This is a genomic window from Acetobacter fabarum (assembly GCF_011516925.1).
Lineage (GTDB): Bacteria > Pseudomonadota > Alphaproteobacteria > Acetobacterales > Acetobacteraceae > Acetobacter > Acetobacter fabarum.
The window spans coordinates 1-25,496 of sequence record NZ_WOTG01000021.1; the positions used below are offsets into that span (position 1 = coordinate 1).

Annotated in this window: 17 protein-coding genes and 5 pseudogenes; 12 read left to right on the plus strand and 10 right to left on the minus strand. The window is 49.2% G+C overall.

Features of this window, described 5'->3' with window-relative positions; translation table 11 throughout:
* Positions 1-219 precede the first annotated feature (219 nt).
* Positions 220-684, plus strand: coding sequence for a hypothetical protein (locus GOB83_RS13430; protein WP_165926442.1), 465 nt, complete (start codon positions 220-222; stop codon positions 682-684).
* 313 nt (positions 685-997) lie between these two features.
* Here the strand turns inward: GOB83_RS13430 and GOB83_RS13435 are convergent, their stop codons facing one another.
* The 5 genes from GOB83_RS13435 to GOB83_RS13455 all read right to left on the minus strand — a co-directional run bounded on the left by GOB83_RS13435 (position 998) and on the right by GOB83_RS13455 (position 7,046).
* Entirely contained in the window at positions 998-2,788 is a 1,791-nt protein-coding gene (locus GOB83_RS13435; RefSeq protein ID WP_165926443.1) for an NAD-dependent malic enzyme, read from the minus strand.
* A 64-nt stretch (positions 2,789-2,852) separates the two neighbouring features.
* Complete coding sequence (locus GOB83_RS13440; protein WP_165926444.1) at positions 2,853-3,410, minus strand: lipocalin-like domain-containing protein; 558 nt, start codon at positions 3,408-3,410, stop codon at positions 2,853-2,855.
* Positions 3,411-3,434: 24 nt separating this feature from the next.
* A complete protein-coding gene (locus GOB83_RS13445) occupies positions 3,435-4,853 on the minus strand; it encodes a c-type cytochrome (RefSeq protein WP_165926445.1) in 1,419 nt (472 codons plus the stop codon).
* Positions 4,846-6,489: a GMC family oxidoreductase gene (locus tag GOB83_RS13450; RefSeq protein WP_165926446.1), complete on the minus strand. Its 1,644-nt coding sequence runs from the start codon at positions 6,487-6,489 to the stop codon at positions 4,846-4,848. Before GOB83_RS13450 ends, GOB83_RS13445 begins: the two co-directional genes overlap by 8 nt.
* Positions 6,490-6,509: 20 nt before the next feature.
* Positions 6,510-7,046, minus strand: coding sequence for a sorbitol dehydrogenase family protein (locus GOB83_RS13455; RefSeq protein WP_165926447.1), 537 nt, complete (start codon positions 7,044-7,046; stop codon positions 6,510-6,512).
* A gap of 456 nt (positions 7,047-7,502) precedes the next feature.
* Between GOB83_RS13455 and GOB83_RS13460 the strand changes: the two genes are divergently transcribed.
* Entirely contained in the window at positions 7,503-8,966 is a 1,464-nt protein-coding gene (locus GOB83_RS13460; protein WP_242005877.1) for a sensor histidine kinase, read from the plus strand.
* Between the two features lie 20 nt (positions 8,967-8,986).
* A complete protein-coding gene (gene fixJ, locus GOB83_RS13465) occupies positions 8,987-9,583 on the plus strand; it encodes a response regulator FixJ (RefSeq protein WP_338420638.1) in 597 nt (198 codons plus the stop codon).
* A gap of 965 nt (positions 9,584-10,548) precedes the next feature.
* Here the strand turns inward: fixJ and GOB83_RS13470 are convergent.
* Positions 10,549-11,484: an AEC family transporter gene (locus GOB83_RS13470; protein ID WP_165926449.1), complete on the minus strand. Its 936-nt coding sequence runs from the start codon at positions 11,482-11,484 to the stop codon at positions 10,549-10,551.
* Positions 11,485-12,178: 694 nt separating this feature from the next.
* Here GOB83_RS13470 and GOB83_RS13475 point away from each other — a divergent pair.
* The 7 genes and pseudogenes from GOB83_RS13475 (at position 12,179) to GOB83_RS13505 (ending at position 19,806) form a co-directional block, all read left to right on the plus strand.
* A complete protein-coding gene (locus tag GOB83_RS13475; RefSeq protein ID WP_165926450.1) occupies positions 12,179-12,451 on the plus strand; it encodes a hypothetical protein in 273 nt (90 codons plus the stop codon).
* Positions 12,452-12,604: 153 nt separating this feature from the next.
* Positions 12,605-13,559, plus strand: a pseudogene (locus tag GOB83_RS13480) (integrase core domain-containing protein); the annotation flags it as partial.
* A gap of 228 nt (positions 13,560-13,787) precedes the next feature.
* Complete coding sequence (locus GOB83_RS13485) at positions 13,788-14,291, plus strand: MucR family transcriptional regulator (RefSeq protein WP_408737454.1); 504 nt, start codon at positions 13,788-13,790, stop codon at positions 14,289-14,291.
* Between the two features lie 61 nt (positions 14,292-14,352).
* Positions 14,353-15,311, plus strand: a pseudogene (locus GOB83_RS13490) (IS5 family transposase); the annotation flags it as partial.
* A 520-nt stretch (positions 15,312-15,831) separates the two neighbouring features.
* Entirely contained in the window at positions 15,832-17,226 is a 1,395-nt protein-coding gene (locus GOB83_RS15210; RefSeq protein ID WP_165926451.1) for a glycosyltransferase family 9 protein, read from the plus strand.
* A 42-nt stretch (positions 17,227-17,268) separates the two neighbouring features.
* On the plus strand, positions 17,269-18,273 hold the full coding sequence (gene rfaD, locus GOB83_RS13500) for an ADP-glyceromanno-heptose 6-epimerase (RefSeq protein ID WP_165926452.1): 1,005 nt from the start codon (positions 17,269-17,271) through the stop codon (positions 18,271-18,273).
* Between the two features lie 270 nt (positions 18,274-18,543).
* Entirely contained in the window at positions 18,544-19,806 is a 1,263-nt protein-coding gene (locus GOB83_RS13505) for a glycosyltransferase family 9 protein (protein ID WP_165926453.1), read from the plus strand.
* Between the two features lie 110 nt (positions 19,807-19,916).
* Here the strand turns inward: GOB83_RS13505 and GOB83_RS13510 are convergent.
* The 4 genes and pseudogenes from GOB83_RS13510 to GOB83_RS13525 all read right to left on the minus strand — a co-directional run bounded on the left by GOB83_RS13510 (position 19,917) and on the right by GOB83_RS13525 (position 23,591).
* A pseudogene (locus GOB83_RS13510) lies at positions 19,917-20,997 on the minus strand (IS5 family transposase).
* A gap of 77 nt (positions 20,998-21,074) precedes the next feature.
* Positions 21,075-21,501: pseudogene (locus GOB83_RS13515) on the minus strand (transposase); the annotation flags it as partial.
* 80 nt (positions 21,502-21,581) lie between these two features.
* Positions 21,582-22,307 (minus strand): class I SAM-dependent methyltransferase, encoded by a 726-nt coding sequence (locus tag GOB83_RS13520; protein ID WP_165926454.1) that lies wholly within the window; start codon positions 22,305-22,307, stop codon positions 21,582-21,584.
* Positions 22,308-22,563: 256 nt separating this feature from the next.
* A pseudogene (locus GOB83_RS13525) lies at positions 22,564-23,591 on the minus strand (IS5 family transposase).
* A 186-nt stretch (positions 23,592-23,777) separates the two neighbouring features.
* On the opposite strand from GOB83_RS13525, the gene GOB83_RS13530 reads away from it, so the two are divergent.
* Positions 23,778-24,581: an ABC transporter permease gene (locus GOB83_RS13530; protein ID WP_165926455.1), complete on the plus strand. Its 804-nt coding sequence runs from the start codon at positions 23,778-23,780 to the stop codon at positions 24,579-24,581.
* A gap of 4 nt (positions 24,582-24,585) precedes the next feature.
* On the plus strand, positions 24,586-25,326 hold the full coding sequence (locus GOB83_RS13535; RefSeq protein ID WP_165926456.1) for an ABC transporter ATP-binding protein: 741 nt from the start codon (positions 24,586-24,588) through the stop codon (positions 25,324-25,326).
* Positions 25,327-25,496 lie beyond the last annotated feature (170 nt).

Genomic DNA, 25,496 nt, shown 5'->3' on the forward strand with positions numbered 1-25,496 from the left:
AACGCAGGTTACCCGTCGCCCATATCCTCAGATGGTCCGTCTTTCGACGAACACATCAGGCAAACGCTATGCGCTCTCACTCACAATACAAAATGCAACTGTAGTGCTAGGTACGCCGGCAAAATCAGTCATGATAGACGGCCAGCGCCCCTTGCGCGCGAGAACACCTAGTGTTCGAATGTGCCAGAACATTGCAAGACATCAGAGGAGGAGAACGACATGCCGACACAATACGGGACCAAAATTTTCGGCTGGGGCGCTCTGACGTCGCTCTCACTGCTGGCATCCTGCCAGAGCCCGACCACGATAGCCCAGAAGGAAGACCATCTCGCTGCGGCGGGCTTCGCGTTTAAGCTGGCTGATACACCGGCCCGGCAGCAGATGCTAAGCCGGTTGCCGGCCCATCATTTCGTACGGCGGGTTACGGGCGACCAGGCGTTCTACGTCTATTCTGACCCGACCGTGTGCGACTGCCTCTATGTTGGCGACCAGACCGCGTATGCCCAGTACCAGCAATACCGACAGGCCAAGGCCCTGGCCGACGAACAGCAGGAAACGGCCATGGACTATCAGGACGCCCAGTGGAACTGGGGCACCTGGGGTCCCGGGATGGGCGGCGGCTGGTACGGCTGGAATCCCGCCTGGGGGAGCTGGGACCCGGGCATGGGATCGATCGGGTGGTAGGAGACCGGTACACGATCCCCGCTGTCGGCCAATCTTGTCCTGTTCGTCATGGCCGACAGTCCCCAGAAGCGCCACACCTTTGCACGCCAGCACCACGAGTATCGCCGCCGCGCAGCAATTCAGGACATAAAACCCTCTCTCTGCACAAAACGCAGACTAAAAATCACGTCCAGGAATTGGCAATCTACACAGCAAAAAACTGAAATCAGGCAAAAGGGAAATCAATAAACGGTTCATCGAACCCTCCACCTGGGGTTTGAAGAAAGAATGGTAAAATCATTCCTCCAGTGTTACGATTTGACAATGATCCCTATCAGATTGCTGTCACTGTTTCATATACCGGCCACCATTGATATTCATTTACCAATTCGACCACATCGGCTACCTTAGTTTGAGCAAGACCTTGTTCTTGTGCTTTACGGGCGACCGCAATCGCAACGACACTAGATGTCGCACGAAGGTCTGCATTGGACGGCAATAGGGCCGCACCGGGTGTAGTATCAACTGCCTGACTGGCGACCGCCTGTGCCGCAGCAAAAATCATCTCGTCAGACACCTTGCGCGCCCGGGATACGATTGTTCCGAAGCCAAGGCCAGGATACAGGGCCGCGTTATTTGCTTGCCCTATAATATAAGAAACTCCCTGATAGACAACATTGTCAAACGGTGCGCCAGTTGCGACGAGCACTCGTCCTTCTGTCCACTCAATAAGTTGGGTAGGCGTAGCTTCGTGCAGGTTTGTCGGGTTGGATAGTGGAAGAATAATCGGGCGTTCGACATGCGCGGCCATGTCCTTCACCAGTTCTTCAGTAAAGAGGTGAGGAGTGGTCGACGTGCCGATCAGAATGGTCGGGCGCACATTTTTGACGACTTCAGCCAATTCGATGGTACCGTCACTCTGTGCTCTTTCTCGCCGTAACGCAGCCATTGCCGGCCATCTGGTTTCGGTTGCAGCCAGAGTATCAACTGAGACACGAGTCCATGACTGCACTTCAGAAGAGGGTCTGGCATAGCTGATCTGAAAATCAAGAAGTCCATGCTGCATGTCGTCGGTTAACAGACCAGGCAGATCTACAAGCCAGATGCGACGGGTCGCTTCGTCCCGTGAAAGGCCATGCCGCATCATCTGGTCACGAATTTGATCGGCAATGCCCACACCGGCCGTCCCGGCTCCTAAAATAACCACACGCTGATCGGACCAGAGGGTATTGCTGCGTTGGACTGCATTGAGCAACGCCCCCAGCACAATGGCGCCGGTTCCCTGCATATCGTCGTTAAAGGTGGGAACCTTGTCACGGAAACGGCTTAAAATACGGCGGGCATTTGTTGAGCCGAAGTCTTCCCAGTGCAGCATGGCTTTAGGGAAGAGTTTTTTGGCTGCAGCCACATAAGCGTCGATAAAATCGTCATAAACCTTGCCGACAGCGCGGCTATGTCGAGATCCGATATAGAGTGGATCGTTGAGAAGTTTTTCATTATTTGTTCCAACATCCAGAACAACCGGAATGACGCGATGTGGGTCAACGCCTGCAGCGGCTGTATAGACGGCTAGTTTGCCGATGGAGATATCAATTCCGTTGGCCCCCCAGTCGCCAATGCCAAGAATTTCTTCAGCATCACTGGCAACCAGAAGGTCAATGTCGTCGGCGCTGGCACCGAACGCCGCGAGTTTTTCTTCAATTTTCTCAGGCTCGTTAATGCTGAGAAAAACACCGCGAGGGCGGGTTATGACTTCACTATACTGCTCTATGGCCTGCCCAACGACAGGATCGTACACAACGGGCAGCATTTCCATGAGATGACGCTGGAGCAAGGCGTAAAACAGCGTCACGTTGTTATCATGAAGCCTCCACATGTAAATGTGTTTATCGAGATCGCTTGGTGCTTTACGATAAACAGCAAGAGCACGGGTTAACTGGGGTTCCAGCTCCGTTGTTATGACCGGTGGTAGCAGCCCGTTCAGTTCGAGAGAATCCCGCTCATCTTGGGTAAAGGCTGTACCTTTATTGAGCGCGGGGTCGCGCAAAACATCATAGCCTCTAGCTGTTGTCTCGATTTTTCTCGATTTTCCTGTACCAGTAATCTTTGCCTGTCTGCTGAACATTTGTCTCTCCTAGAGTGGTTTGATTTCCATGGTGCTGAAATTTCGAGATCATGAGTGATACAGATCATTCAATCCGTTTAAATCGAATGATGCTGCGCGACAGCTTGCCAGAGTCCCAGTTAGGCATTTTACGCCATGGTGTAATGACATTGGCGTAATCGCCATTAATTTCTATGGTGCGTCTTTGGTCTGTACCAACCCACTCTGGTGCCCACGCCGTCTGCACACTGGTCACCCATTGGTTGCCTTCAACTCTGTAGCGGCCGATATATGCAACGAGTGTTTTCATCAAATGAGCGCGGTCTGCATCTGTTTTTGCCGGCTGTCGGTCGCTGCCTTCAAGATTGAAGGCAACCCATCCATCATGCGTGAAAATGACACGCCCACGGGGGGATGATCCCATGGCATCAATCATCTTACCCGTTTCTTTATCTTCCACTTTGTAAGAAACAAGCCCCCATACGCCGACGATATTTTTTTTCAGATTGGCGGTTTCTGTGGATGTTGACGTGGCTTCTTTTGTATCCTGTGCCCATGTGGGCACAGCAGCGGTCAATACACTGACTGCACATACAGCAATCACTGATTTTACATGCAAGGAAATATGTTTTGCTAAGACCATGAAAGTTACTTCCCTTCTCGTTTTTTATTTACGGAATGTCCGCAAAAACCAGAAACACCCAAGTGCGATGAGAATAGCCCCCCCGGCCATGCCGATACGGCTTAAAACGAGTAGTGGTGATTTTGAACCACCGTGACGTATCGTGGCGACTTGTGCTGGTGATACAGAAACCTGACGCCTGCCATATGTATCAAAAACATATTTTGTGAGTTTGGCTATTTCTTCATCGTTGAGCTGCACGGCATCTGTTTTCTTTCCTCCAAAGCCGGGCATGAACGCTTGGGCACCCGCAACATGACGGTCGACACCAAAAAGAATGGTCGCAATCAGATTGTCCGGGTTGGAGGCGCCTGTAACGGAGTTGTGCCATAATGACGGGTAATATCCGTCGTGACTACCCTGCGCCTGATAATTATGGCAGGACGCACAATTTCCCATAAACAGTTCAGCACCAGAAATATCGGGATTATCTTCCGACCGAATGGGCTGATTGCCTCTGACACGGTCTGCGCTGGAAACCGGCTGTCCAAGAGCGAAGCGTGAAAGATTTCCATCAGCAGGGTCGCGCACTGGCTGTGTTGATGCAAGGTATATCGCCAGGGCGTTCAGGTCTGCCTCTGTCAGGTGTTGGAAACTGTGTTCGACGGCTTCTCCCATACCACCCGCGGCCTGTGCCAGACCGTCTATATGGCCTGATTTCAGGTAGGTCTTGATTTCATCCTGCGACCAGTTTCCTATGCCACTGATTTTGTCCGAGGTGATATTGGGAGCGTACCACGAACCAAGGCTCCCTCCGCCAAGGGCCTTGGAGGCTTCTTCCTGCATCAGAAAGCCACGTGGCGTGTGGCAGGTTCCGCAATGCGCCGGGCCCTGTGCGAGATAGGCCCCTCTATTCCACTCTGCCGAGCGTGATGGGTCAGGCTGGTACGTTGTGTCGTTACGAAACAGTATATTCCAGAACATCATTGAGCTGCGGATGTTCATTGGAAAAGGCAGGGCCGTTTTCGGCGGAGTGCTCTCGACCGGCTGAACGGATTTCATGAAATACAGGTACAGGTCATGTATGTCCTGATCTGTCATGTAAGAATATGCTGTATAAGGCATTGCAGGGTAGAGATTGCTCCCATCCTTGCGGATGCCTTTGCGGACAGCACGAGAGAAATCCGCTTCGCTATACTCCCCGATACCATATGTTTTGGATGGCGTGATGTTGGTTGAGTACATTGTGCCCAGCGGCGTTTTCATGGCTAGACCACCGGCAAACGGTTTGCCGCCTGGCGCGGTATGGCAGGCGACGCAGTCTGATGTGACCGCTATGTAGGTACCCGGATCTGTATTACTGCCATCTTCAGCTGACGCGGGGCTGCACAGGAGTATGGGCCCCGCCAGAGCAGCAAGGAATGAGAGCCTGAAGGCCTGTCTGGTTTGTGTCACTCTAAGCATGGTTCAGTTGCCCGACGATTGCATCCGCAGCTTTAAGCGCCAATGCGGCCATTGTGATTGTGCTGTTCCCGCTGCCGCCGGTCGTCATTGCGGCACCACCAGGCAGGAAAAGATTGTCGTGGTCATGGGCTCGGCAATCTGCATCCACGACTGAATCGCTTGGATCATTGCCCATGATCGTGCCACCCATGATATGATCGCTGTGCAAGAATTCAGGTGAAATCTTGATATCTGTCGCACCGAGTGCAGTTGCCAGTTTTTTAAGAAGGGGAACGGTATAATTTTCAGCACTTCTCCGGACATAGTCGCCTACATCATAATAGATGCGAGGACGGTTGAGGCCGAGCCAATCCTTTTTGTCTGACAGGGTCAGACGGTTGAAGGGGAGTGGCAGAGGTTCGTGCTCAACGGTCAGGCGGGCCGTGCAGGCGGATAAACGACGGATTTCCTGATCGAGGGCTTTTCCGTAAAGACCTTTTTCAAGAGCAGCTAAACCTCCGAGCGTGCTTCGCGCCATGTTTTCCATACGGAACATGGCACCGGCATACTCCCGCCGGAAATCACCCTGACTTGTGTTCATGATACTGCTGCTCTGAACGGGGCCTACGCCGGTCCAGAGTGGTTCAGACATTTCAATGTCCGCGATCAGCTTTGGCTGATCCATCATGTTGCGGCCGACCTGATCTGAACTATTGGCGACACCACGGGGGTTTTTGTCATCAGTGGATAAAAGGAGGAGCTTGGGCGTTTCTATGCCATTGCACGCCAGCACAAAGATCTTGCCTGAAACGGCATGTGAGGCTCTGTTCGGGTCGTAGTAGTGGACGGCCTCGACCTTTTTCTGGGCATTTGTTTCAACGCGATAGGCGACAGCATTCGTGATGATCCTGCCCCCTTTTGCCTCGATGCGGGGTAGGGCGGTTGCAGCATCGTATTTTGCAGCGATCGGGCAGACTGGAAAGCAGTTATTGTTTCCGCAGCAGGGGGGACGTCCATCAAATGAAACGCCACTGTTGCGTGCTTGTGGAGCGGGAAGGTTCTGCATGCCAAGCGTTGCGGCAACATCGGTCAGCCGCTGCTCGCCCGGACCAAAGGGAATGGGTCCCATCGGGTAGGGGCGAGAGCGCGCGGTGCGTGGCGGCCATTGCAGGGCTGGGTCACCGGGGCCGCAGACACCCATCGCATACTCTGCCCGTGCATAGTAGGGCTCGAGCACATCATAGCTGAAGGCCCAGTCACGGCCTACGCCATAGAGGCTTTTAAGTCGCAGGTCATCGGGCGTCATACGCCAGCAGATACCCGCCCAGTGCCAGGTGGCACCGCCAGCGTAACGCACGTACCCCTGCTCGTAGGCTTTGGCATTTGGTCCGGTCAGGTCAAGATACGATGCGGCCTCAGTCGGGGTCCGTGTTTCAAGGTGCGGCGCCCACGGTTTAGGGGGGTACGGGGCGTTCCAATGGTTGCGCAGTGTGGGGGGGAGGTTACGGTAGTTTTCAACGATGGTATCGCGACTGACACGGGGGCCTGCCTCGAGCATGAGCACTGAAAGTCCGGCATCAAGGGCCTGTTCTGCGATCAGGCAGCCGACGACGCCAGTACCAACAATGACGACATCGCTGTTGAGAGTGGAGGGCATGAACAATTCTCCAGAGAAGTTCAGAACGAAGGCATGTTCAGGAGGGGAACGGCAGTCGCATTCCATGCATTGGGTGCTGACTTCGCGTAGGACGGGATCGTCATGACATCGTTGGTAACTTTGAACATGAGCGCCTCTTCAAAGGCGACAACGCGATCACCTGATTTGCCGTGCACTACGCCTGAATACCAGGCTGATATTATCTTCAAGGCTGAGTTTTTCAGTGCCACATCAGTCAGTGCCGGCATGAGATGTTCAACATCCACAACGGCATTTTTCATGATGAAATCCTGAAGTGCTGTGACTGTATTGTCAAAACCCTCTTCGGCATCGCTGAGTGCGTTGTAGATTTTATGACCGACAAAAGGGTCCAGATTGTGAGGGACAAGAAGTTTCGAGACGAGCATGAACCGCAATACACCATCAGGCTCATGTGCTTGTTCTGCTGATGCGGCCGCTCCTCTGGACTGCACAAAACTAGCTGCCGTGGCGAGAGCGCTCATACCAAGAAGCAGGCCGCGCCTGTTTATTTTAAAGGTCGTATAAATTGATGTCATTCTCCCACTCCTTCCAAGAATTATTCATTCGCATTCGGAACTGAATATAAATCAAAACAATTATTTATAGATTTATTTTAAATTAAATTTGGTTTGTATTTAATTATTTTTCTAATATTCTTTAGAAGAACGTCATGCACAATTATATATTTATTATTCCAGATAAATTCTATTTTAAAACGCAATAAAGCCAAGGCTATCTATCAAACGTAAACATCGTCGGAAATCAGTCGATAAAGAGCATGGAATACCTTGTCCGTAACAGTAGCAACAATGCACTGAAGGAAACGATGAACTGTTTATGCAAGGTCGAAGCGCTCCATCGTTTGAGGGAATAAAAATCTGTGACACGACATAGCGCTACAATTGCTATGTTATGATGAATAAATCTATACGTACGAATACGGAGTTGCCTTTTGCTTAATCAGCTGCTCACCATCAGCAATGAGAACGCCATTGAAGAATTTCCAGTATCTGCCCAATAAAGAGGCTATGATACCGGTACGTCATGGCCACCTCATGACTTCTGCTCTTGTCGCGCTGGGTCTCGTCGCACTAGGTGCCCTTTCGCGCTGTTTGATCTCCCCGCTCCTTGGCAGTACCAGGACATTGTTCCTACTGCTTCTTCCCGGGGTGCTGGTCGGCGCAGCTACTGGTGGACTCTTACCAGGTATCGCGTCAGCAATCCTCGCATCGGCCATAGGTTCACTGCTCCTTTCATATGATGGTGCCCCTTCGATCGAAAACTGGGTTGAAACGGTCCTGTTTGCGATACTCTGTGTCCTGATCACCTGCGGGGGTGAGTGGCTACTACGCGCTCGCCGGCGTACAGCTGCGATGGCGCAACGCATCCTCGAACGCGAAGCCCATCTACGCTCTATTCTCGATGCAGTTCCTGATGCAATCATTATTCTCGACGAGCAGGGCATCGTACAATCATACAGTAGGGCAGCAATGACACTTCTGAGGTGGAGTGCGATGGAGGCGATTGGAGCGAATATAGCAGCCATAATCCCAGAGCTCGGAGTGCCTCCGGTTCTCGACAAGAAGGGACCTACAGTAATCGCTCGCAGGGCAGACGAAACAACAATCCCCGTTAATCTGTCCGTAGGGCGTCTGGCCTCGGGAGGTCGCTCCTTTATGATCGCTTTCCTTCGTGATCTTTCGGAACGCGAGGAGGCTGATCGGCGTGTGCGACAGTTGCAGACTGAAGTCATGCATATCTCTCGTTTGTCAGCCATGGGGGAAATGGCGGCAACACTGGCACACGAACTTAATCAACCACTGACGGCGATAACAAATTTTCTCAATGGAAGCCGCCGTCTCCTACAAACGGGGACCGAACAGAACGAACGCGTGCAGGAAGCTGTAGATAAAGCTGCGATACAAGCGCTGCGGGCCGGTCAGATCATACGGTCATTGCGGGACTTCGTGTCACGAGGTGAAGGCGAACTGGAACTGCAAAGCCTAAAGGCTCTTGTGGAGGAGATGGTGGCGCTATCGCTGGTTGGAGTTGCAGAACGCGGGATAGACGTCTCGTTTGAGTTAGATTCTGATGTTGATCAGGTAATCGTTGATAAAATCCAGATCCAGCAAGTTCTGCTTAACCTAATACGTAATGCTGTAGAAGCAGTCGAGGTTTGTAGGGAGCGGCGTATCATCGTCGCAATTGATGCCTTCCAAGGAATGGCACGAATCTCCGTGACAGATACTGGTGCTGGAGTAAGTCCTGAGATCGCAGGGAAGCTGTTCGAACCCTTCTCGACAACAAAGGATGACGGTATGGGTGTCGGCCTATCGATCTGTCGCACCATCGTAGAGGCTCATGGAGGGCGCATCTGGGTACAGCCGAAACCAAGAGGCGGAACGTGCTTTCTTTTTACCTTGCCCTGCGCCCAGATAGACGAGTTCAACGAATGAACCCTGACTGTATCATCCATGTGATCGACGATGATGAGGCCGTGCGTGAGTCCATCGCTTTTCTGTTACTTGCATCGGGATACACTGCGCAGACTTACGCATCGGCGGACAAGTTCCTCGGTATCGTTGACCAGATCAATAATGGTTGCGTCATAACTGACGTCCGGATGCCTGGTATGGACGGACTTGACTTAGTCAGCCATCTCCATGCGAGCAGACCACTTTTGCCGATCATAGTAATTACTGGACATGCGGACGTTCCTTTAGCGGTGCAAGCGATGAAATCCGGAGCACGGGACGTCATAGAAAAACCGTTCGACGACCACTCTATCCTCGACGCAGTAGCCTCTGCTCTGCAATACGGTGATAAAAACTTTTCTGGACGGTTCCCAGCGCAGGTTGTTCGACAAAAAATCGCCGTTCTAAGCACGAGAGAACAACAGGTTCTTCGTGGCCTCGTCGACGGTCAGTCAAATAAGACTATTGCTCGTGATCTTGGAATCAGCCCGCGAACAATAGAGATTTATCGGGCTAATCTTATGACCAAAATGGATGCCCGTAGCTTGGCGGAACTGATACGCATGACTCTATCTACAGAAGAAAAAATAGATATTTAATCAATAGATGAAGAAGTATTTATTCTACTCTTTCTCCTAAAGCGGATGATCTGATAGCGCCCCGATATGAATGGTATCGCCGCCGATTGTAGCAGCCATTGATATATTGAAAGATGGTGGCAGTCGCCTGACAAGGGGTTGACTAGTTTTGCCGCCAGACCCATTTCTCCTTCAGACTTTTGAAAAGCATTTTGACAGCAGCGTTGCCAAAACGGTTTCCCTATCCTGACATTGAAGCCAGCACTCCATGTGCCAGCAGTTTTTCCCCGAAGTCATGAGAACAGTATCGGCTGCCACGGTCGGAGTGGAAGGTTCAACCGGGTGCCGAGCCACACTGACGTACCGCCATATCCAGAGCACGGATGGCCAGAACCTTTTTCATCCGATCGCTTGCAGCCCACCCGATCACACGACAACTGAATAAATCGATGACGACAAGCGCGGTACAGCCAGCCTTAAACAGTCCAGATATAGCTGATATCACCTGCCTATTTCTGACTGGGTTTTCTGCAAGGAAATCACCGTCCAAAAGATTGGCTGCACTGACACACTGATCGTGGCCGTCAATTGTAATCGTGTGACGGCGGGTGCTAGGGCGGATGCCGTTGTCCACTATGAGACGCTCAACACGACGTTTCCTGACATCAAGTCCGACTTCCCAGAGTCCACGGTAATACTCGGCCGTAAGTAAGAACCACTGCTCAGGGTCTAATGTTCACAAATCCTTCCCCTCTCCTACCGCAGGACTCGGTTCTCCAGACGAAGACGTTCATTCTCGCGGGCCAGATTAGCCTTAGGCCCAGATACCGCCTCGCCGGACGGTAATCCACTATCTATTTCGCGAAGAAGAATCACAAATCAAAGGTATCTTACGACTGGTATTTCTATAAAAAACGGCATCTGATCGAAAATATGTTCGCAAAGGTGGAAGGCTGGGAAGCTTCAGTCACTAGTTACGCCTACATTTATTTAGATGTTATAGCAATCCAGGATCCCATGCTGAAAATAGCTACAAGCGTCGAAAGGAAAACCGTTGATGCCGCCTCTCGTTCACCCTTTTTAATTTGGCTAGAAAGAATAACAATAACGGACGCTGACGGCATTGAAAATGTTAAGACAACCTCTCGAAGGTAAAAAGGCGTGAGATGAGCTGCTAGCGCAAGACCATATGCGCAGCAAGGTGCCAGTATATTTCTGAAAAAAACAGATGTTATAACCATCTTATTAATAACTGGTTTCATCAGGAAAAGCAGTATGCCAGCTGAAAACATAGCCACACCTCCGGTGGCTCTTCCAAGCATGACAAACGATGTACCAATCAACTTCGGGATTGGGATGCCCAAAAGAACGAAAAAAAATGCGACCAACGGTGCCAAGACTACAGGTTGCTTAAAAGCTTGCTTCAGATGCCCCTCCCAACCACCATCAGCGTCCATTGTTTCAGGATTATCACTAGCCAAAAGGAAAAAAACGATTGGAATCAGAAGAACATTGATAGTCATGCTCGCCAATGACACAGCTAACGCGCTTTTTCCGCCAAACAGAAAACCAAGAACAGCAGAACCGACAAAAGGAACCGAGGGGTTACCAACAGCCAGCGCCTGAAGTGTCGCGAGCGATATTGAGCGTTTGAAAACGAAACGAGAAAACCAGTAGGTCAGAAAGAAACTGACAATCATCCATCCAATAATGATAGTCGCCAAACTTCCTGAATTTAGGACCTGTTGACGGTCAATTTTCGAAATTCCAACAAACAAATCTAAAGGAAGTGCAAATTTGAGCACCATACGATTCAACGCCGCAGCGTGGTCTCGGTTAAACATTCCTAGGGAAGCAGCAAGGTATCCAAGAAGCATGGATAAAACAACTGGGAATATTGCGCCGCATATAGTTTCTAACATGCAACCTTACCTTTAAGACAGAATAGCAGAGATTGTACCCACTGTTCGGGAAGTTTTTGGGATTGAACAAGCTATAAATCAGTGTCGTTGTGCCGCCATTCTGACAGCATTGCGGTTATTCACCTGTTCCAGTGCTACATGCAAGCCAGTTGACGTTGGCGCGTCGTGATACGTTTCATCGGGCGTAAGCCAACCATCGCCGTATGTAGACACATCCCGCTATAATGTGCGGTCATAGTCTGATGCACACCATGTTTTGATACCAGCCCCCTCCTCACGGTTCTTGACGGACCGCTTCCGCAGCAACCCTTGATCCGAATTCCTCTGCATACCGTCTGCTCATAAAATCCATTCTCTCAGGGCAAAAGACTATATATTACATTCCGTCCGAAAATTCAGGAGTGCCTATTCTCCTGCATTTCATAAGATATGATTATTCTATTCCATACATTCAAAGATAGACCAGATTTTTTCAGTGTATTCGTGCTATCAGTTGCGCACATTTGGTTTGTCCGGCTATTCAATACCTGCTAAGGCTTTTGTTCAAGCAACCCGAAATATACCAAACGCTTGATATCAGGTTACTTTTATTTTTGATGTCTATACAAATATAATAAATTTTAATTACGCCGCCTTGAACTTGCCATTTTTCACAATAATTAATGTTACAGTTATATGACATTTGGAGGATGTTATGAAAAAAACATACTATATCTTTTCTATTTTTTTGGGTTTGTATTCAATTCAAGTAGCTCATGCGGAGACATGGGATGCTGGTATTGCTCAGCATGTAAAGGTCGTTCATCCGGTTACCCCGGATACAACAAAAGGTGGTATCTGGGACGCAGGCATTGCTGCCCACACAAAGGTCAAACATCGTGATACGCCTGATACGACGCATGGCGGAGTATGGGATGGGGGTATATCTGAACATGTTACGGTTAAATACCCCGATACTCCGCAATAGAAAATTTAAACTGTAGTCGATCTCTAAATTTCGGGTTTCGATACGTCATTGGGATGTTGTAGCGTGGGCAATACTGCGTTATAATCCATGGTTTTCTTCCGTCTGCAGAGAGAACGGATGATGCTTCAGATTCATCCATAGGCTGGCACGACACTGGCGGTCCGGGCTGATATCGCACGCTCGTCGGAACCAACATCTGTGCTGGCCAGACATTCCGGGATCAGCGATGAAACGGTCCGAAAGTGGCGCAGGCGTGGTTCAGACGCCTGTCAGAACCGCAGCAGCCGTTCCCTGAAACTGGCATGGAAAGCTTCGGGGGAGGAGCGTGCAATCGTCTGTCAACTCCGGCGCTCTACCGGTTTTAGCGTGGATGATCTGACCTTTGTCGTGCGGCATTTCCTGCCGCATCTGAAACGGAACAATATCTAGCGTATCCTGAGGATGCGGGACTGAACAGACTACCTCATGCTCCAAAGACTAGGCCAGTGCGTGGTTAGGGAAAGTTCCGGGATTACGATCCCGGCTATGTTCATATCGATGTGAAACATCTGCCAAAATTGTAGACAGCAGATGGAGACCGGCGGAAACGTTTTCAGTATGTCGCCATCGATCGATGCTCCTGTTCGGTGCATCTGGCCGTCTATGACGAAGAAAACGGCGACAGGTCAGTTGATTTCCTCAGAGCCGTCAAAGCTACCTTTCCTTTCCGGATCACCCATATCCTGACGGATCGTGGTTCCTGCTTTACAGCAGATGCCTTCAAACAGCCTGCCGTGACATGACTATCGACCGACGACAGATAAAAGCTTACGCGCCACAGACCAATGGAATGGTCGAACGCTTCAATGGCTCCGTGGCGACAGAGGTGCTGCAGGTCTGTGTTTCAAGCTATGAGGATCTAGAAATTCTGCTCAGAGGCTTCTGTTTCGCATACAATCATCGCCAGCAGCGTGTTCTGGGCGGCATAACTCCCGTCCAACGCATCACATAATGGCTTGAAAAACATCCCGCGTTCCATAATCCTAACTACGTCAAACCAGTCAATCGTGACATTATGAGGCAGGTCGACGAAATCCTTGATTATGCCAATGACGTCTCGAAACCTGACAGACAGCCAGTTGAAGTAGGAAGCATTGGGAATGCCTGCTTAATGCAAGCTCAAACTAGAGCCATCGGTGTTCAGGCTAATGAGTATGTGAGGATTTTCCAACATTGCCATCTAGCTACAATAAAGGCAAAATACTTCTACAAAGAATTGCAAACGTGTTTAGGACGTGCGGGATTCATGTATTCGATAGGAGCCATAACCATGGCAGTACAACACGCAGAGTCAACAGTGCCTGATACAGCAACGCTACCATCTAGAACCGATGCGGAAAGAGAGTTTACTACACGGATTGTTGCCGCCTATATCCGCGGCAACAATCTCCCGATGGATGCGCTGCCTGATCTCATCTCATCGGTCTTTCAAACACTCAACAGCTTGGGACAAACTACGATCGACGTTTCCGATCTGGTGCCGGCAGTCCCGGTGAAGAAGTCAGTCTTCCCCGATTATATTATCTGCTTAGAAGACGGGAAGAAACTGAAGATGCTCAAGCGCCATCTCCAGTCTGCGTATGGTATGTCGCCCCAGCAGTATCGGGAGAAATGGGGCTTACCTGCAAACTATCCGATGGTGGCTCCATCCTACTCAATACAACGCTCTGCTCTTGCTCATAGGATCGGGCTAGGTGAAGCCGTCAAGACAGATCCAAACTCAACCGAACTCTCTCAACATCCAACGCCCATTACACAAATACCTGAAAAAAAACGAGGACGTAGATCGAAACTGGTCTGAATATTCATACAAAAACAATATGTGGTGATCTGCTCTCATTCCAACGCTACAAATCACCAGAGATATGGAGAAGGCTCTGGCCTATTCAGACGGGAGCAAAGGCGGTCGTCCGCCGTTTGATCCGGTGCTGATGTTCAAGATCCTGATTATCCAGACACTCAACAATCTGTCCGATGAACGGACAGAATACCAGTTCAACGACCGTCTCTCCTTCATGCGCTTCCGTGGTCTGGGACTGTTGGACCGTGTGCCTGGTGCCAGAACGGTGTGGCTGTTTCGCGAGCGTCTGACACAAGCTGGTGCGAATGGTGGTCTGTTCAATCGCTTTGACGCAACGATGGTTATCTGCCGATGTCAGGTCAGATTCTGGATGCCAGGCTGGTAGCGGCTCCGAAGCAGCTCAATACCAATGCGGAGAAGGCGGATCTGCGTGAAGGACGGATCCCCCAGGACTTGCAGGACAAGCCGTCCAAACTGTCCCACAAGGACCGTCATGCGCGATGAACACTGAAGTTCACGAAAGCCAGGCGTCAGGATGACGGGAGTATGCCCGCAACGGATCTCGCCATTCCGTTCTTCGGCTATAAGTCGCATGTTTCCATCGACCGGAAATTTCGGCTGATTCGCAAATGGAAGACAACAGATACGGCCGCCAGTGATGGCGCACGATTGAGAGAGGGCCTGCTTGATAAAAGCAATACAGCCTCAACGGTCTGGGCAGACACTGCCTACCGCTCAAAAGCCAATGAGGACTTCATGAGAAAGGAAGGCTTTGTCTCGAAGGTTCACAGGCAAAAGCCGCATCTTAAGCTTATGCCACGCCATATCCAGAGATCCAACGCAGGAAAGTCCGTTATACGGTCGCGTGTCGAGTATGTTTTTGCCGATCAGAAGTCGCAGACTGGACTGCTCGTCCGAACCGTAGGCATAACGCGGGCCACCATGAGGATCGGGCTGGCCAATATCGTCTATAATATGCGTTGCTTTCTCCTTCTGCCGCGGATTACCGCCGCCGCGTAGCAACTCAGAGCACGAAACCCTCGCTCTGTTCAAATCGTAGAGCGAAAATCAGGATAAGGAACCAGAAATCAACATGTCAAAAACCTAAAATCAGGCAAAAGAGCAGTCAGTCAAAGGTTTTTCGAACCCTCCAACTGGATCAGAGTTGAATGCCGGACTTGCCGGATGGATCGCCCATTACAACGGGCACTGTCTGGACGTATGCCCGATCATGAAGTGCTAACGCCTTCTGGTCTGGGGTTAACCCCAGACCAGAAGGCCAGCAATAGCGCCGTCAGAATGACGGCATAACAACATAATGGGTTATAACTTAACAATAGGGATCAGCTATCTTCAAACCCACCATGGATATTGCACTTTAAAAAATTATTAATATGATATTGCCCTTGTATTTCTATTTGATCGCGATTATTTTTTACTCTTTTATCATAATTTGACTATTGTGGTAAAAATATAACTTAAACAGGGTCTTGATTAATTAAAGTTCAAAAAAATTTATGATGCCTTGGAGCTCCTTAACGTGTCTGAAGCCCGTCCTTCTACCCCGCAGTATTCTGTCAACCTAGACACCGATCTGTCAGGTGTGAAACTAAAACGGCAGCAAAGCTACCCCAATCGAAGTGGATCGCGCCTTAAACACATTGTGATTCGTTTACGAAATCTCAAAGCCAGACATTCTTGGCAAAGCTTACCGTTACAAATTGCAAGACACTTTTTTCGCATAACTTGTATTAAAATTATTGGAAGCGGCAAGGCAGGAAAAATTTTGTCTGATTTCACAGAACTACAACCACAAAGAGATATTGATGCCCTGACTTTTGCAATTTTAAATAAGATCAAAGATGGTGAATTAGGGAAGCTCCATGCTTATGCTATTTATATAACAGGTGGCATAGGTGATGCTCTTATTTGCGCACGTATGGTGAGAGATCTTCAGAAGCATATCGGGAATACGTTGCTTTTTGATATTTATTGTCCATCACCTGAAATTTCTGAAAGTTTCTTTAAAAACATTCCCAACTTCCGTCAGTGTATTAATCCATATATATTCCACAACGTGAAAGACTGTTATATTTTCTCTATTATCGCAAACCAGTTCGCTACGTTTGTTATCGAAGCAATAGATTATCGATCTCTCTTAGCTTATTGCCCAGAAGTTTTGAACGTTTTTGCTACAGCACAACAGAAACGTCAAAAAATCGAAAGATTTATTTTTAACCACCCTTTTCTTGACGGAGCTTTTGCAGACATAGCGGTGCGCACTCGCCATAAACGTTATAATTATTTACATGAGATGCTGGGTTTAACATATAATGGAAATGAACTGGATATAGATATTGACTCCAAAATTCCTCTCTCTTTTGGATTAAAACCCAATACCTATATTACTGTTCATGACGGTTGGGACGGTAATTTCAAGATTACAACGCAACGCCCCACCAAAGCTGTTCCAATCGAAAAATGGACACAAATTATTTCAGGCTTAAAGCAAGCGTTGCCCAACTTGGTGATTGTTCAAATAGGTGGTCCAGTTGGAGCGAATCTACCTGGCGTGAATATCAATCTCAAGAAAAAGCTCTCTTTTTCAGAGTCTACATCCATTCTTGCTCACTCAGCGCTCCATGTAGATGCGGAAACTGGGTTGGTACATCTCGCTACTGCATTGGGAGTGAAAAGCGTAGTCATGTTTGGTCCTACCAACGTGGACTGGTTCGGTTACCCCCAAAATGCTAACATCAGGCCACACCAATGTGGTAATTGCTGGTGGTCCACCGATACATGGATGGCTTCATGTCCTCTTGATTTGCCCATTCCGGCCTGTACAAATAATATCAATCCTGATGAAGTCATTTCTGCTGTCGTGCGCCTGCTTAAAGTATCCCCGACTGATACTAAGCCGCGTGTTACCGCGTAATGTCATTTTTTTCCTTTTTTATCGCACGAAGTTTTACATATCATGAATCAACGTATCATCGTCACAGGTGCCGCAGGGTTTATTGGCAGCAATATCATCCGCGGTCTCAACCAACGTGGTTTCACGAATATTATCGCGGTCGATAACCTGACCAATGGAGATAAGGCTTTGAATCTGGTTGATCTTGAGATCAGCGATTATCTAGATAAACACGACTTCTACGATGCATTACTTGTGGGGCGCTTTGGTAAGGTCGAGGCCATTTTTCATGAAGGAGCCTGCTCGTCCACCACGGAGCAGGACGGTCGCTACATAATGACAAATAACTTTGAAACCAGCAAAAAATTGCTCGCCTATAGTCAGCACACGGGTACGCGACTGCTATATGCCTCCAGTGCGGCAATCTATGGCGCATCCTCAACCTTCCGGGAGGAAACAGCCTATGAAAAGCCCCTTAATGTTTACGGCTATTCCAAGCTGCTATTTGACCAAATTGTGCGACGGGCCTTACCCACCTTGACAACACAGGTAGCCGGGTTCCGTTACTTCAATGTTTATGGGCCACGCGAGCGGCACAAGAGCGGTATGGCCTCTGTGGCTTTCCATAGTTTCAACCAGTTCATGGCCACTGGCAGCGTCAAACTGTTTGGCGCATATGGCGACTACAAAGCAGGCGAGCAGAAGCGCGACTTCATTTTTGTGGAAGACCTCGTCAACGTCAAACTTTGGTTCTTTGATCACCCGGAACACAGCGGGATCTTCAATCTGGGAACCGGCAAGGCCCAGTCATTTAACGATATTGCCGTAACGGTGGTCAACGGCGTACGCCAGATGCAGGGGTTTGCTCCTCTGTCCATCACGGACATGGTGAGCACGGGCATTTTGGAATATATTCCCTTCCCCGACAAACTCCGGAACAAGTACCAGTGCTTTACGCAGGCAAACATGCACCAGCTTGAAGCCATTGGTTGTGACGTTACGTTTCATGATGTTCCACAAGGTGTCTCGCGCTATGTTCATGACCTGTTTGCTCGGCACCAAAACTGATACACTTGTGCCTACCTAAACACCACCAAACTTACGGCCTAGCAACTATATACTCCGACATAAGGAGCAACATGATGCACACCAGCACCCGGATATGGCCGCAAGCGGAACTAGGGCGACTGGGCGGATCGCCGCAACATAGATGATGACACCGTAGCGGACTATATGCCCACCAGTTCCCTGTACCATATTACGGTGGGTTCATAGAATTTTTCATCCCCACTAGGTTGGTGGCATCTCTTTATTGTTATGCCGTGATCAGGATATTTAATGCTGTTACGTTCAAGATTAAAAAGAATACTCAGAAAAATATTTCGCCTACACAGAGAGAAAGGATCTTTTTCTCTCACCACTTCCTATATTTTTAAAATCTTTTCCAACAAATTTACCCTTTTTTCGAGCCACCTTTACGGCGCACGACATACGTTTTTGCCATCTGATAGACAGCAAAGAAAACAACGCCGTATGGAAGCTCATATACAAAGCAAGGCTGTACTGGCCATTCGTGTTGCAGGGGGGGTGGGGGATCTTCTAGTCATTGCGCGCTTTATACGGGACCTGCAAGCTGAGGCAGGACCTTTTATTTTTGATATTTTTTGTGTACATCCCAAGATTGCGCAATGGATTTTCTCCAATGTTCCAGGATTTGAAAACAGCGAGTTTGATACCGTCATGCACATTGGTAAGCTGCGTGCTTTTTACGATGCCGAATTACACATAAGCCAGACCGTAACAGTTGCATATAAGGATAAAAAAGAAACTCCGTTAAACCGGTATCCTCTTTCCAAGATCTTTCAGGCCGTTGCGCGTGCATCGCAGGAACTCCATTTATACATCGCCAATCAGCCCTTCCTTGATAACAGTCTGGGCCGGGTGGCCGTGTATTCCAATGCCAGCCGTCGCAATTTTTTGCACCATATGGCCAGCATACATTACGGTGATGACCTGTTCCCTATTCCCAGCAACACTGGCGCGCTGGACCGTTTTGCCTTGCAGGGTAAGCGTTGGGTAACCGTGCACAACGGGTTCGATACCAATTTTATCGTCAGCGGAAGGCAGGCAACAAAGTGTTACCCGCATTTTGATTCCGTTCTGGCCATTATAAAACAGGCTCGACCTGATCTTATAATTATTCAGATTGGTGCCTCAAATAGCACAAAACTTCGTCATGCCGATGTGGATATGATTTCTCAGACAACACTGCAGGAAGTGACCGCCGTGTTGCAGGGCAGCATGCTTCATCTTGATAATGAAAGCGGGCTTGTACATCTTTCGGCATGTCTTGGCACACAGAGCATTGTGGTTTTTGGTCCTACTCCATCAGACTATTTCGCGTATCCCAACAACACCAGCATCAACCCCACATTTTGCGGGGGATGCTGGTGGATTAACGAACTTTGGATGGATCATTGCTCTCGCAACCTGCCATCGGCTGAATGTATGACCACGATAAAACCCGAGTATATTGCACAGGCTTTTCTGGAACGTTTGGAAAAAATTGAAAGCAACCTGGAGGGATCGAAGAACCCTTGATTGATACGCTTGGCTGGTGATTTCAGGTTTTTGGCGATTTGATTGACTACTTTTGGGTTCGTTTTCGATCTGCGTTTTGAGCAGATCGAGTGTTGTCTCCTGCTGAATGACTACGCTCTCGCGTTCAATCTTTCGAGGAAGAGGATGCGGCGCATGTTGTAGACGATATTGGCCAGCCCGATCCTCATGGTGGCCCGGGTAATATCGACTGTTCGGATAAACAATCCCGTCCGTGATTTCTGGTCGGCAAAAACATCCTCGACACGCGAGCGGATCACGGACTTTCCTGCATTGGACCGCTGAATATGGAGTGGCATGGGTTTGAGATGCGGCTTCTTCCTGTGAACCTTTGAGACAAAGCCCCGCTTTTCCATGAAGTCCTCATTGGCTTTTGAGCGGTAGGCTGTATCTGCCCAGACGCTTGAGGCCGTATTGGCTTTGTCCAGAAGCCCCCCTCTCAATCGCGCGCCATCACTGGCGGCGGCATCTGTTGTCTTCCATTTCCGGATGAAACGATACTTCCGGTGGATGGAGACGTGGGATTTGTAGCCACAGAATGGGATAGCGAGATCACTCGACGGCATGGTTCCATCGTCCTGCCGCTTCGCTTTGGTGAACTTCAGCGTCCATCGCGCATGACAATCCTTGTGCGACAGCTTTGACGGCTTGTCCTGCCAGTCTTCGGGAACACGGCCTGCCCGGAGATCGGCTTTCTCGGCATTCGTGTTGCGCTGCTTTGGAGCAGCCACCAGCGTTGCATCCAGGATCTGGCCCGACATCGGCAGATAGCCTGCGTTCCGCAGGGTTGTATCAAAGTGATTGATACAGACCCTCGATCGCTCCCGCCTGCGTCAGGCGCTCACGGAACAGCCAGACCGTTTTGGCATCAGGAACACGATCTGAAAGCCCCAGGCCAAGGAAGCGCATGAACGACAGGCGATCGTTAATCAGATACTCTGTACGTTCATCGGACAAATTGTTCAGCGTCTGGATCACCAGTATTTTGAACATCAGCACCGGATCAAACGGCGGTCGCCCGCCTTTTCTTCCGTCGGAATACGTCAGGCTCTTCTTCAGTTCCGGGCGAAACGCCTCAAAATCCACAGTCAGGGAAAACGCTTCGAGCTGATCACCGAGCCCGCTCAGCCGAGCAAGCCGCTCTTCAACGTCAAAAAATCCCGCCTGCTTCATATCACCAGTCCTCCAGTCATCACACAAGAGAGTGAATCGCAGAGCCGACCTTAATACCAGAGGGTTCTTCGAACCCTCCAAGTGGCAGATACACCAATCTGGCAGTTCGTGATCTTGCCGGCAGAGCCCGTATACTGCCGCCCCACACCGCAGGACGCCTGAGCTTTCTTCAGAAAACCGGTCTCATCGATGACCAGAACACGCCCAGATTCTCGACCACATACTCCCTGACGACATCACGAAGGGCATCGGCATTCCAGTGTCCAAGTCCCAGAAGCGCCTGTTGCCGCCATGGTCCGGAATTTCCTGCGGCTTCCGCACGCATCCATCCAATCGGGCCTGGTTCACTGCCAATCAGAATGTCAAGGAAGGCGCACGCAGAAGCTGCAACAGATTCTGCGTAAACAACGGCGCGATCCGTTCCTTGGCGGACCGAAGCCCGGACGCCCACAAATCCAGCGCATCTTCAACAGATGCACCGCCACTCATCATATCCTGAATCATAGTTATCCATATATTCAGAATTCAAAATAATATGTAACTGTATTGCTAATTTGGTCCATGAAACTACATCCTGATTTGTTTTATTGCTTTTCTATTTCGTTCTCCAAATATTTTATTCTCTGTTGCGCTTCGATCAGTTTGAAGTGAATTCGTTGATACAGTTTTGCGCATTTAGCAGTATCGGATATTCCCTTTGTGTAACCAATTTCGGCTGCAACCGAATTAAAATCACTCATAGGCCGTTCAATCAGACGTTCATGTAGCGCTTGGACATTAATGGCGGGCTCGGTTGCTTTTGTCGCCATTACATTGAGTGAGATAGCCATATGCTCATCTTCGTCGCGTGGTATCCAACCATTCGAGGCATCACTGACATTTGAATTCCACCAATCAAAATTGGTAAACCCAAGCACTTCAAGAATATCTATGATCATAGAGGCTGTAAAACCATAACGGTGTTGTTCAAAGCGATTTATTCGACCACCCACGCCATACATTAGACCGATTGCATGAAAAGCACTGTCCCCTGATTGGGCCATACGGGCAAGAAGGGCCATATCCGGAATAGCAAGTTTCAACAGTCCATCAACTTGCAGGATGCGCGAAAATTCAGCTAACGTCCAGAAGCTGTCTGGCCATTCAAGATGTTCCAGAACATGTCCCGCGACGACTTCCTCGATACTACCCGTTTCACAAGGTATTCCCTTTGTGATATCACACAGAATATCAGGATTATATGATGGATCAATATCGACTGACGCATAGCCTTCTGGCTTATAGTTTCTTGAACCCACATAAAGCTTCATTGAAAACATCCTATATTGGAATATGGGAATTTTAAACTCAAACCTCATTTTGTCGCGGGTTAAGAATGGAGTTTACTTCCCACTATTATCAACAAAATAGCAGGTCACAGATGAGAAGAAAACCTAGAGTGGTCGAAGGAGCGTTGGCTGATGCGGTTTTGTCCTGATTTGTGAGTTTTGGTGTGCTGATTGATTGTTGCGGGATGATTCCATGTCTGCGTTTTGAGTAGGTCTGGAAAGATCATCCGCTGGATGGCTACGCGCTCGCGCTGATGCGTTCCAGGAAGAGAAAGCGGCACACGTTATAGACGATATTGGCCAGACCGATCCTTATCCGACTGTTCGGACGAACAGCCCGGTATGTAATTTCTGGTCGGCAAAGGCATGCTCGCCGCGGGATCGGATCACGGACTTTCCAGCATTCGATTGCTGGATATGCCGGGGCATAGGCTTGAGATGCGACTTTTTCCTGTGAACCTTAGAGACAAAGCCCTGCTTTTCCATGAAGTCCCCATTGGCTTTTGAGCGATAGGTCGTGTCAGCCCAGGCTGTTAAGGTCGTATTGGTTTTATCCAGCAGCCCCTCTCTCAATCGCGCACCATCACTGGCGGCGGCATCCGTCGTCTTTCATTCCCGGATGAACCGAAACTTCCGGTCGATGGAGAGGTGGGATTTGTAGTCAAAGAACGGGATGGCGAGAGCACTGGGTGGCATGGTTCCATCATCCTGCCGCTTTGCTTTCGTGAACTTCAGCGTCCAGCGTGCATGACGATCTTTGTGCGACAGCTTTGCGGGCCTGACCTACCAGTCTTCGGGAATACGTCCTGCCCGGAGATCCGCTTTCTCAGCGTTCGTATTGCGCTGCTTTGGAGGCGCTACCAGCGTTGCATCCAGGATCTGGTCCGACATCGGCAAATACCCGGCGTGGCGCAGGATCACGTCAAACAGTCTTTCAATCGCACCCACCGGTGTCAGACGCTCGCGAAACAACCAGATTGTTTTGGCACTAGGCACGCGTTCCAACAGTCCCAATCCCCGAAAGAGCATGAACGACAGACGATCGTTGATCAGGTATGCCGTCCGCTCGTCTGACAAATTGTTCAGCGTCTGAATGACCAGAATTTTGAACATCAGCACCGGATCAAACGGGGTGCGCCCACCTTTACTTCCGTCTGAATAGGCTAGAGTTTTTTCCAGATTAGGGCAGGACACCTCAAAATCCACAGTCCGGGAAAACGCTTCAAGCTGATCGCCAGGCCCGCTCAAACGAGCAGCCCGCTTCATCTTCTACCATCCTCAATCAACAAAGGAGTGATGAATCATAAAGAAAGTCTCAAAACCAGAGGCTTTTTCGACCCATCCACCGCAAAAAAAATTCCACTATCAGGGCGCTGTTCTATTTTAAAGACATGCTTAGCGGTTTAATATCACACACACCACACTTTAAAAGTTGCAATATCAGGATAGCATATGTTAAAAAAAATATTCTTTCACATTGGCTTTCAGGATATTTTATTAGCATTAAGCGAATGCTGGCTACCCTGTATATTGGCATGGCAGGATATTTCTGTTCGCTACAAAAGATCCAAAATCGGACAGTTCTGGTTGACCTTAAACACACTTGTTTACATTGCCAGCCTTGGCTTGATTTTTGGCACGCTCTTTAGATTCAACCTCCACGAGTATCTCCCCAACATCTGCGCGGCGATTCTGATGTGGAATTTTATGACTGCATCCATATCAGAAGGGTGTCAGGCATTCATTGGGGCAGACAGCATTATATTACAGGTTAAACTGCCATTCTTCACACACATCCTGAGGGTCGTTTTTCGAAACGCCTTCATTTTTGGTCATAATATTATCATTTTCCCAATTATAGTCTTTTTTGTTGGCTATACGATGAACTTTTGTGCCCTACTCGCCATACCCGGATTATTCTTTATTTTAATCAATCTACTCTGGGTCTGTACCATCCTCTCCGTCCTATGCACCCGATACAGGGACCTACATCAAGTTGTTACGAGTATTCTACAGATTATGTTTTATGCGACTCCCGTTGTGTGGGATGCTAAAATTCTGCCAGTAACGGTATCACTCCTCTGGGTGCACCTGAATCCTTTTCACAACTTCATTGAACTGGTAAAATTGCCATTACTGGGGTTTCCCCCCAAAGCGAGTGAGTGGCTATTTTGTGGGGCACTTGCCGTGATTGGCTGGTGTCTGGCATTTTACGTACTTGGCAAATACAAACAGCGTATAGCGTATTGGTTATAATCTTATGACCTCGATCCATTTGCTTAACGTGAGCGTAGAATTTCCCATCTTCAACGCCCATAATCGGTCGTTTAAGAACAAGATACTTAACCTCGCGACGGGCGGAAAAATAGAAAGCCGGTCGAACAAGCTGACTATTATCAAAAGCCTACAAAACATTTCCCTTGACCTCCATGAAGGGGACCGGTTGGGCCTGATTGGCCATAATGGTGCGGGCAAAACAACGTTACTCCGGGTTTTATCTGGCATTTACATCCCCACCAGTGGTGAATGTGTGATTGATGGCAAGTGCGTCTCCCTGATCAACATACAGCTTGGCATCAACCATGAGGAAACAGGGAGGTCGAACATCAAGCTCCGTGCCGCCATGATGGGCATGCGCCCCAAGCAGATAGAAGAAAAAATAGAAGAAATTTCCGAATTTTCCGGGCTCGGCCATTTTCTGGATATGCCGTTCCGCATCTATTCGTCCGGCATGCAGATCCGGCTGGCCTTTGCTACCTCTACCTCCATCGACCCGGAAATCCTAATTATGGACGAGTGGCTCTCGGCGGGGGATGAGAACTTCAAGGACAAAGCTAACAAGCGTATGGAAGAGCTACTTGCGAAAACCAAAATTCTTATTCTAGCCAGCCATTCGCGAGAACTTCTGGAGAAAAACTGTACAAAAGTTCTGTGGCTTGAGCATGGGGAGGTTAAAATGCTCGGGAACACAAAACAAGTACTGGATGCGTATTTCTCGTAAAATCAAATTACCCGCACAAATCCACAATACTGGACTTGTAATGGTTTTGTGCCGGTCATCTAGCACTACAGTTGCATTTTGTATTGTGAGTGAGAGCGCATAGCGTTTGCCTGATGTGTTCGTCGAAAGACGGACCATCTGAGGATATGGGCGACGGGTAACCTGCGTTG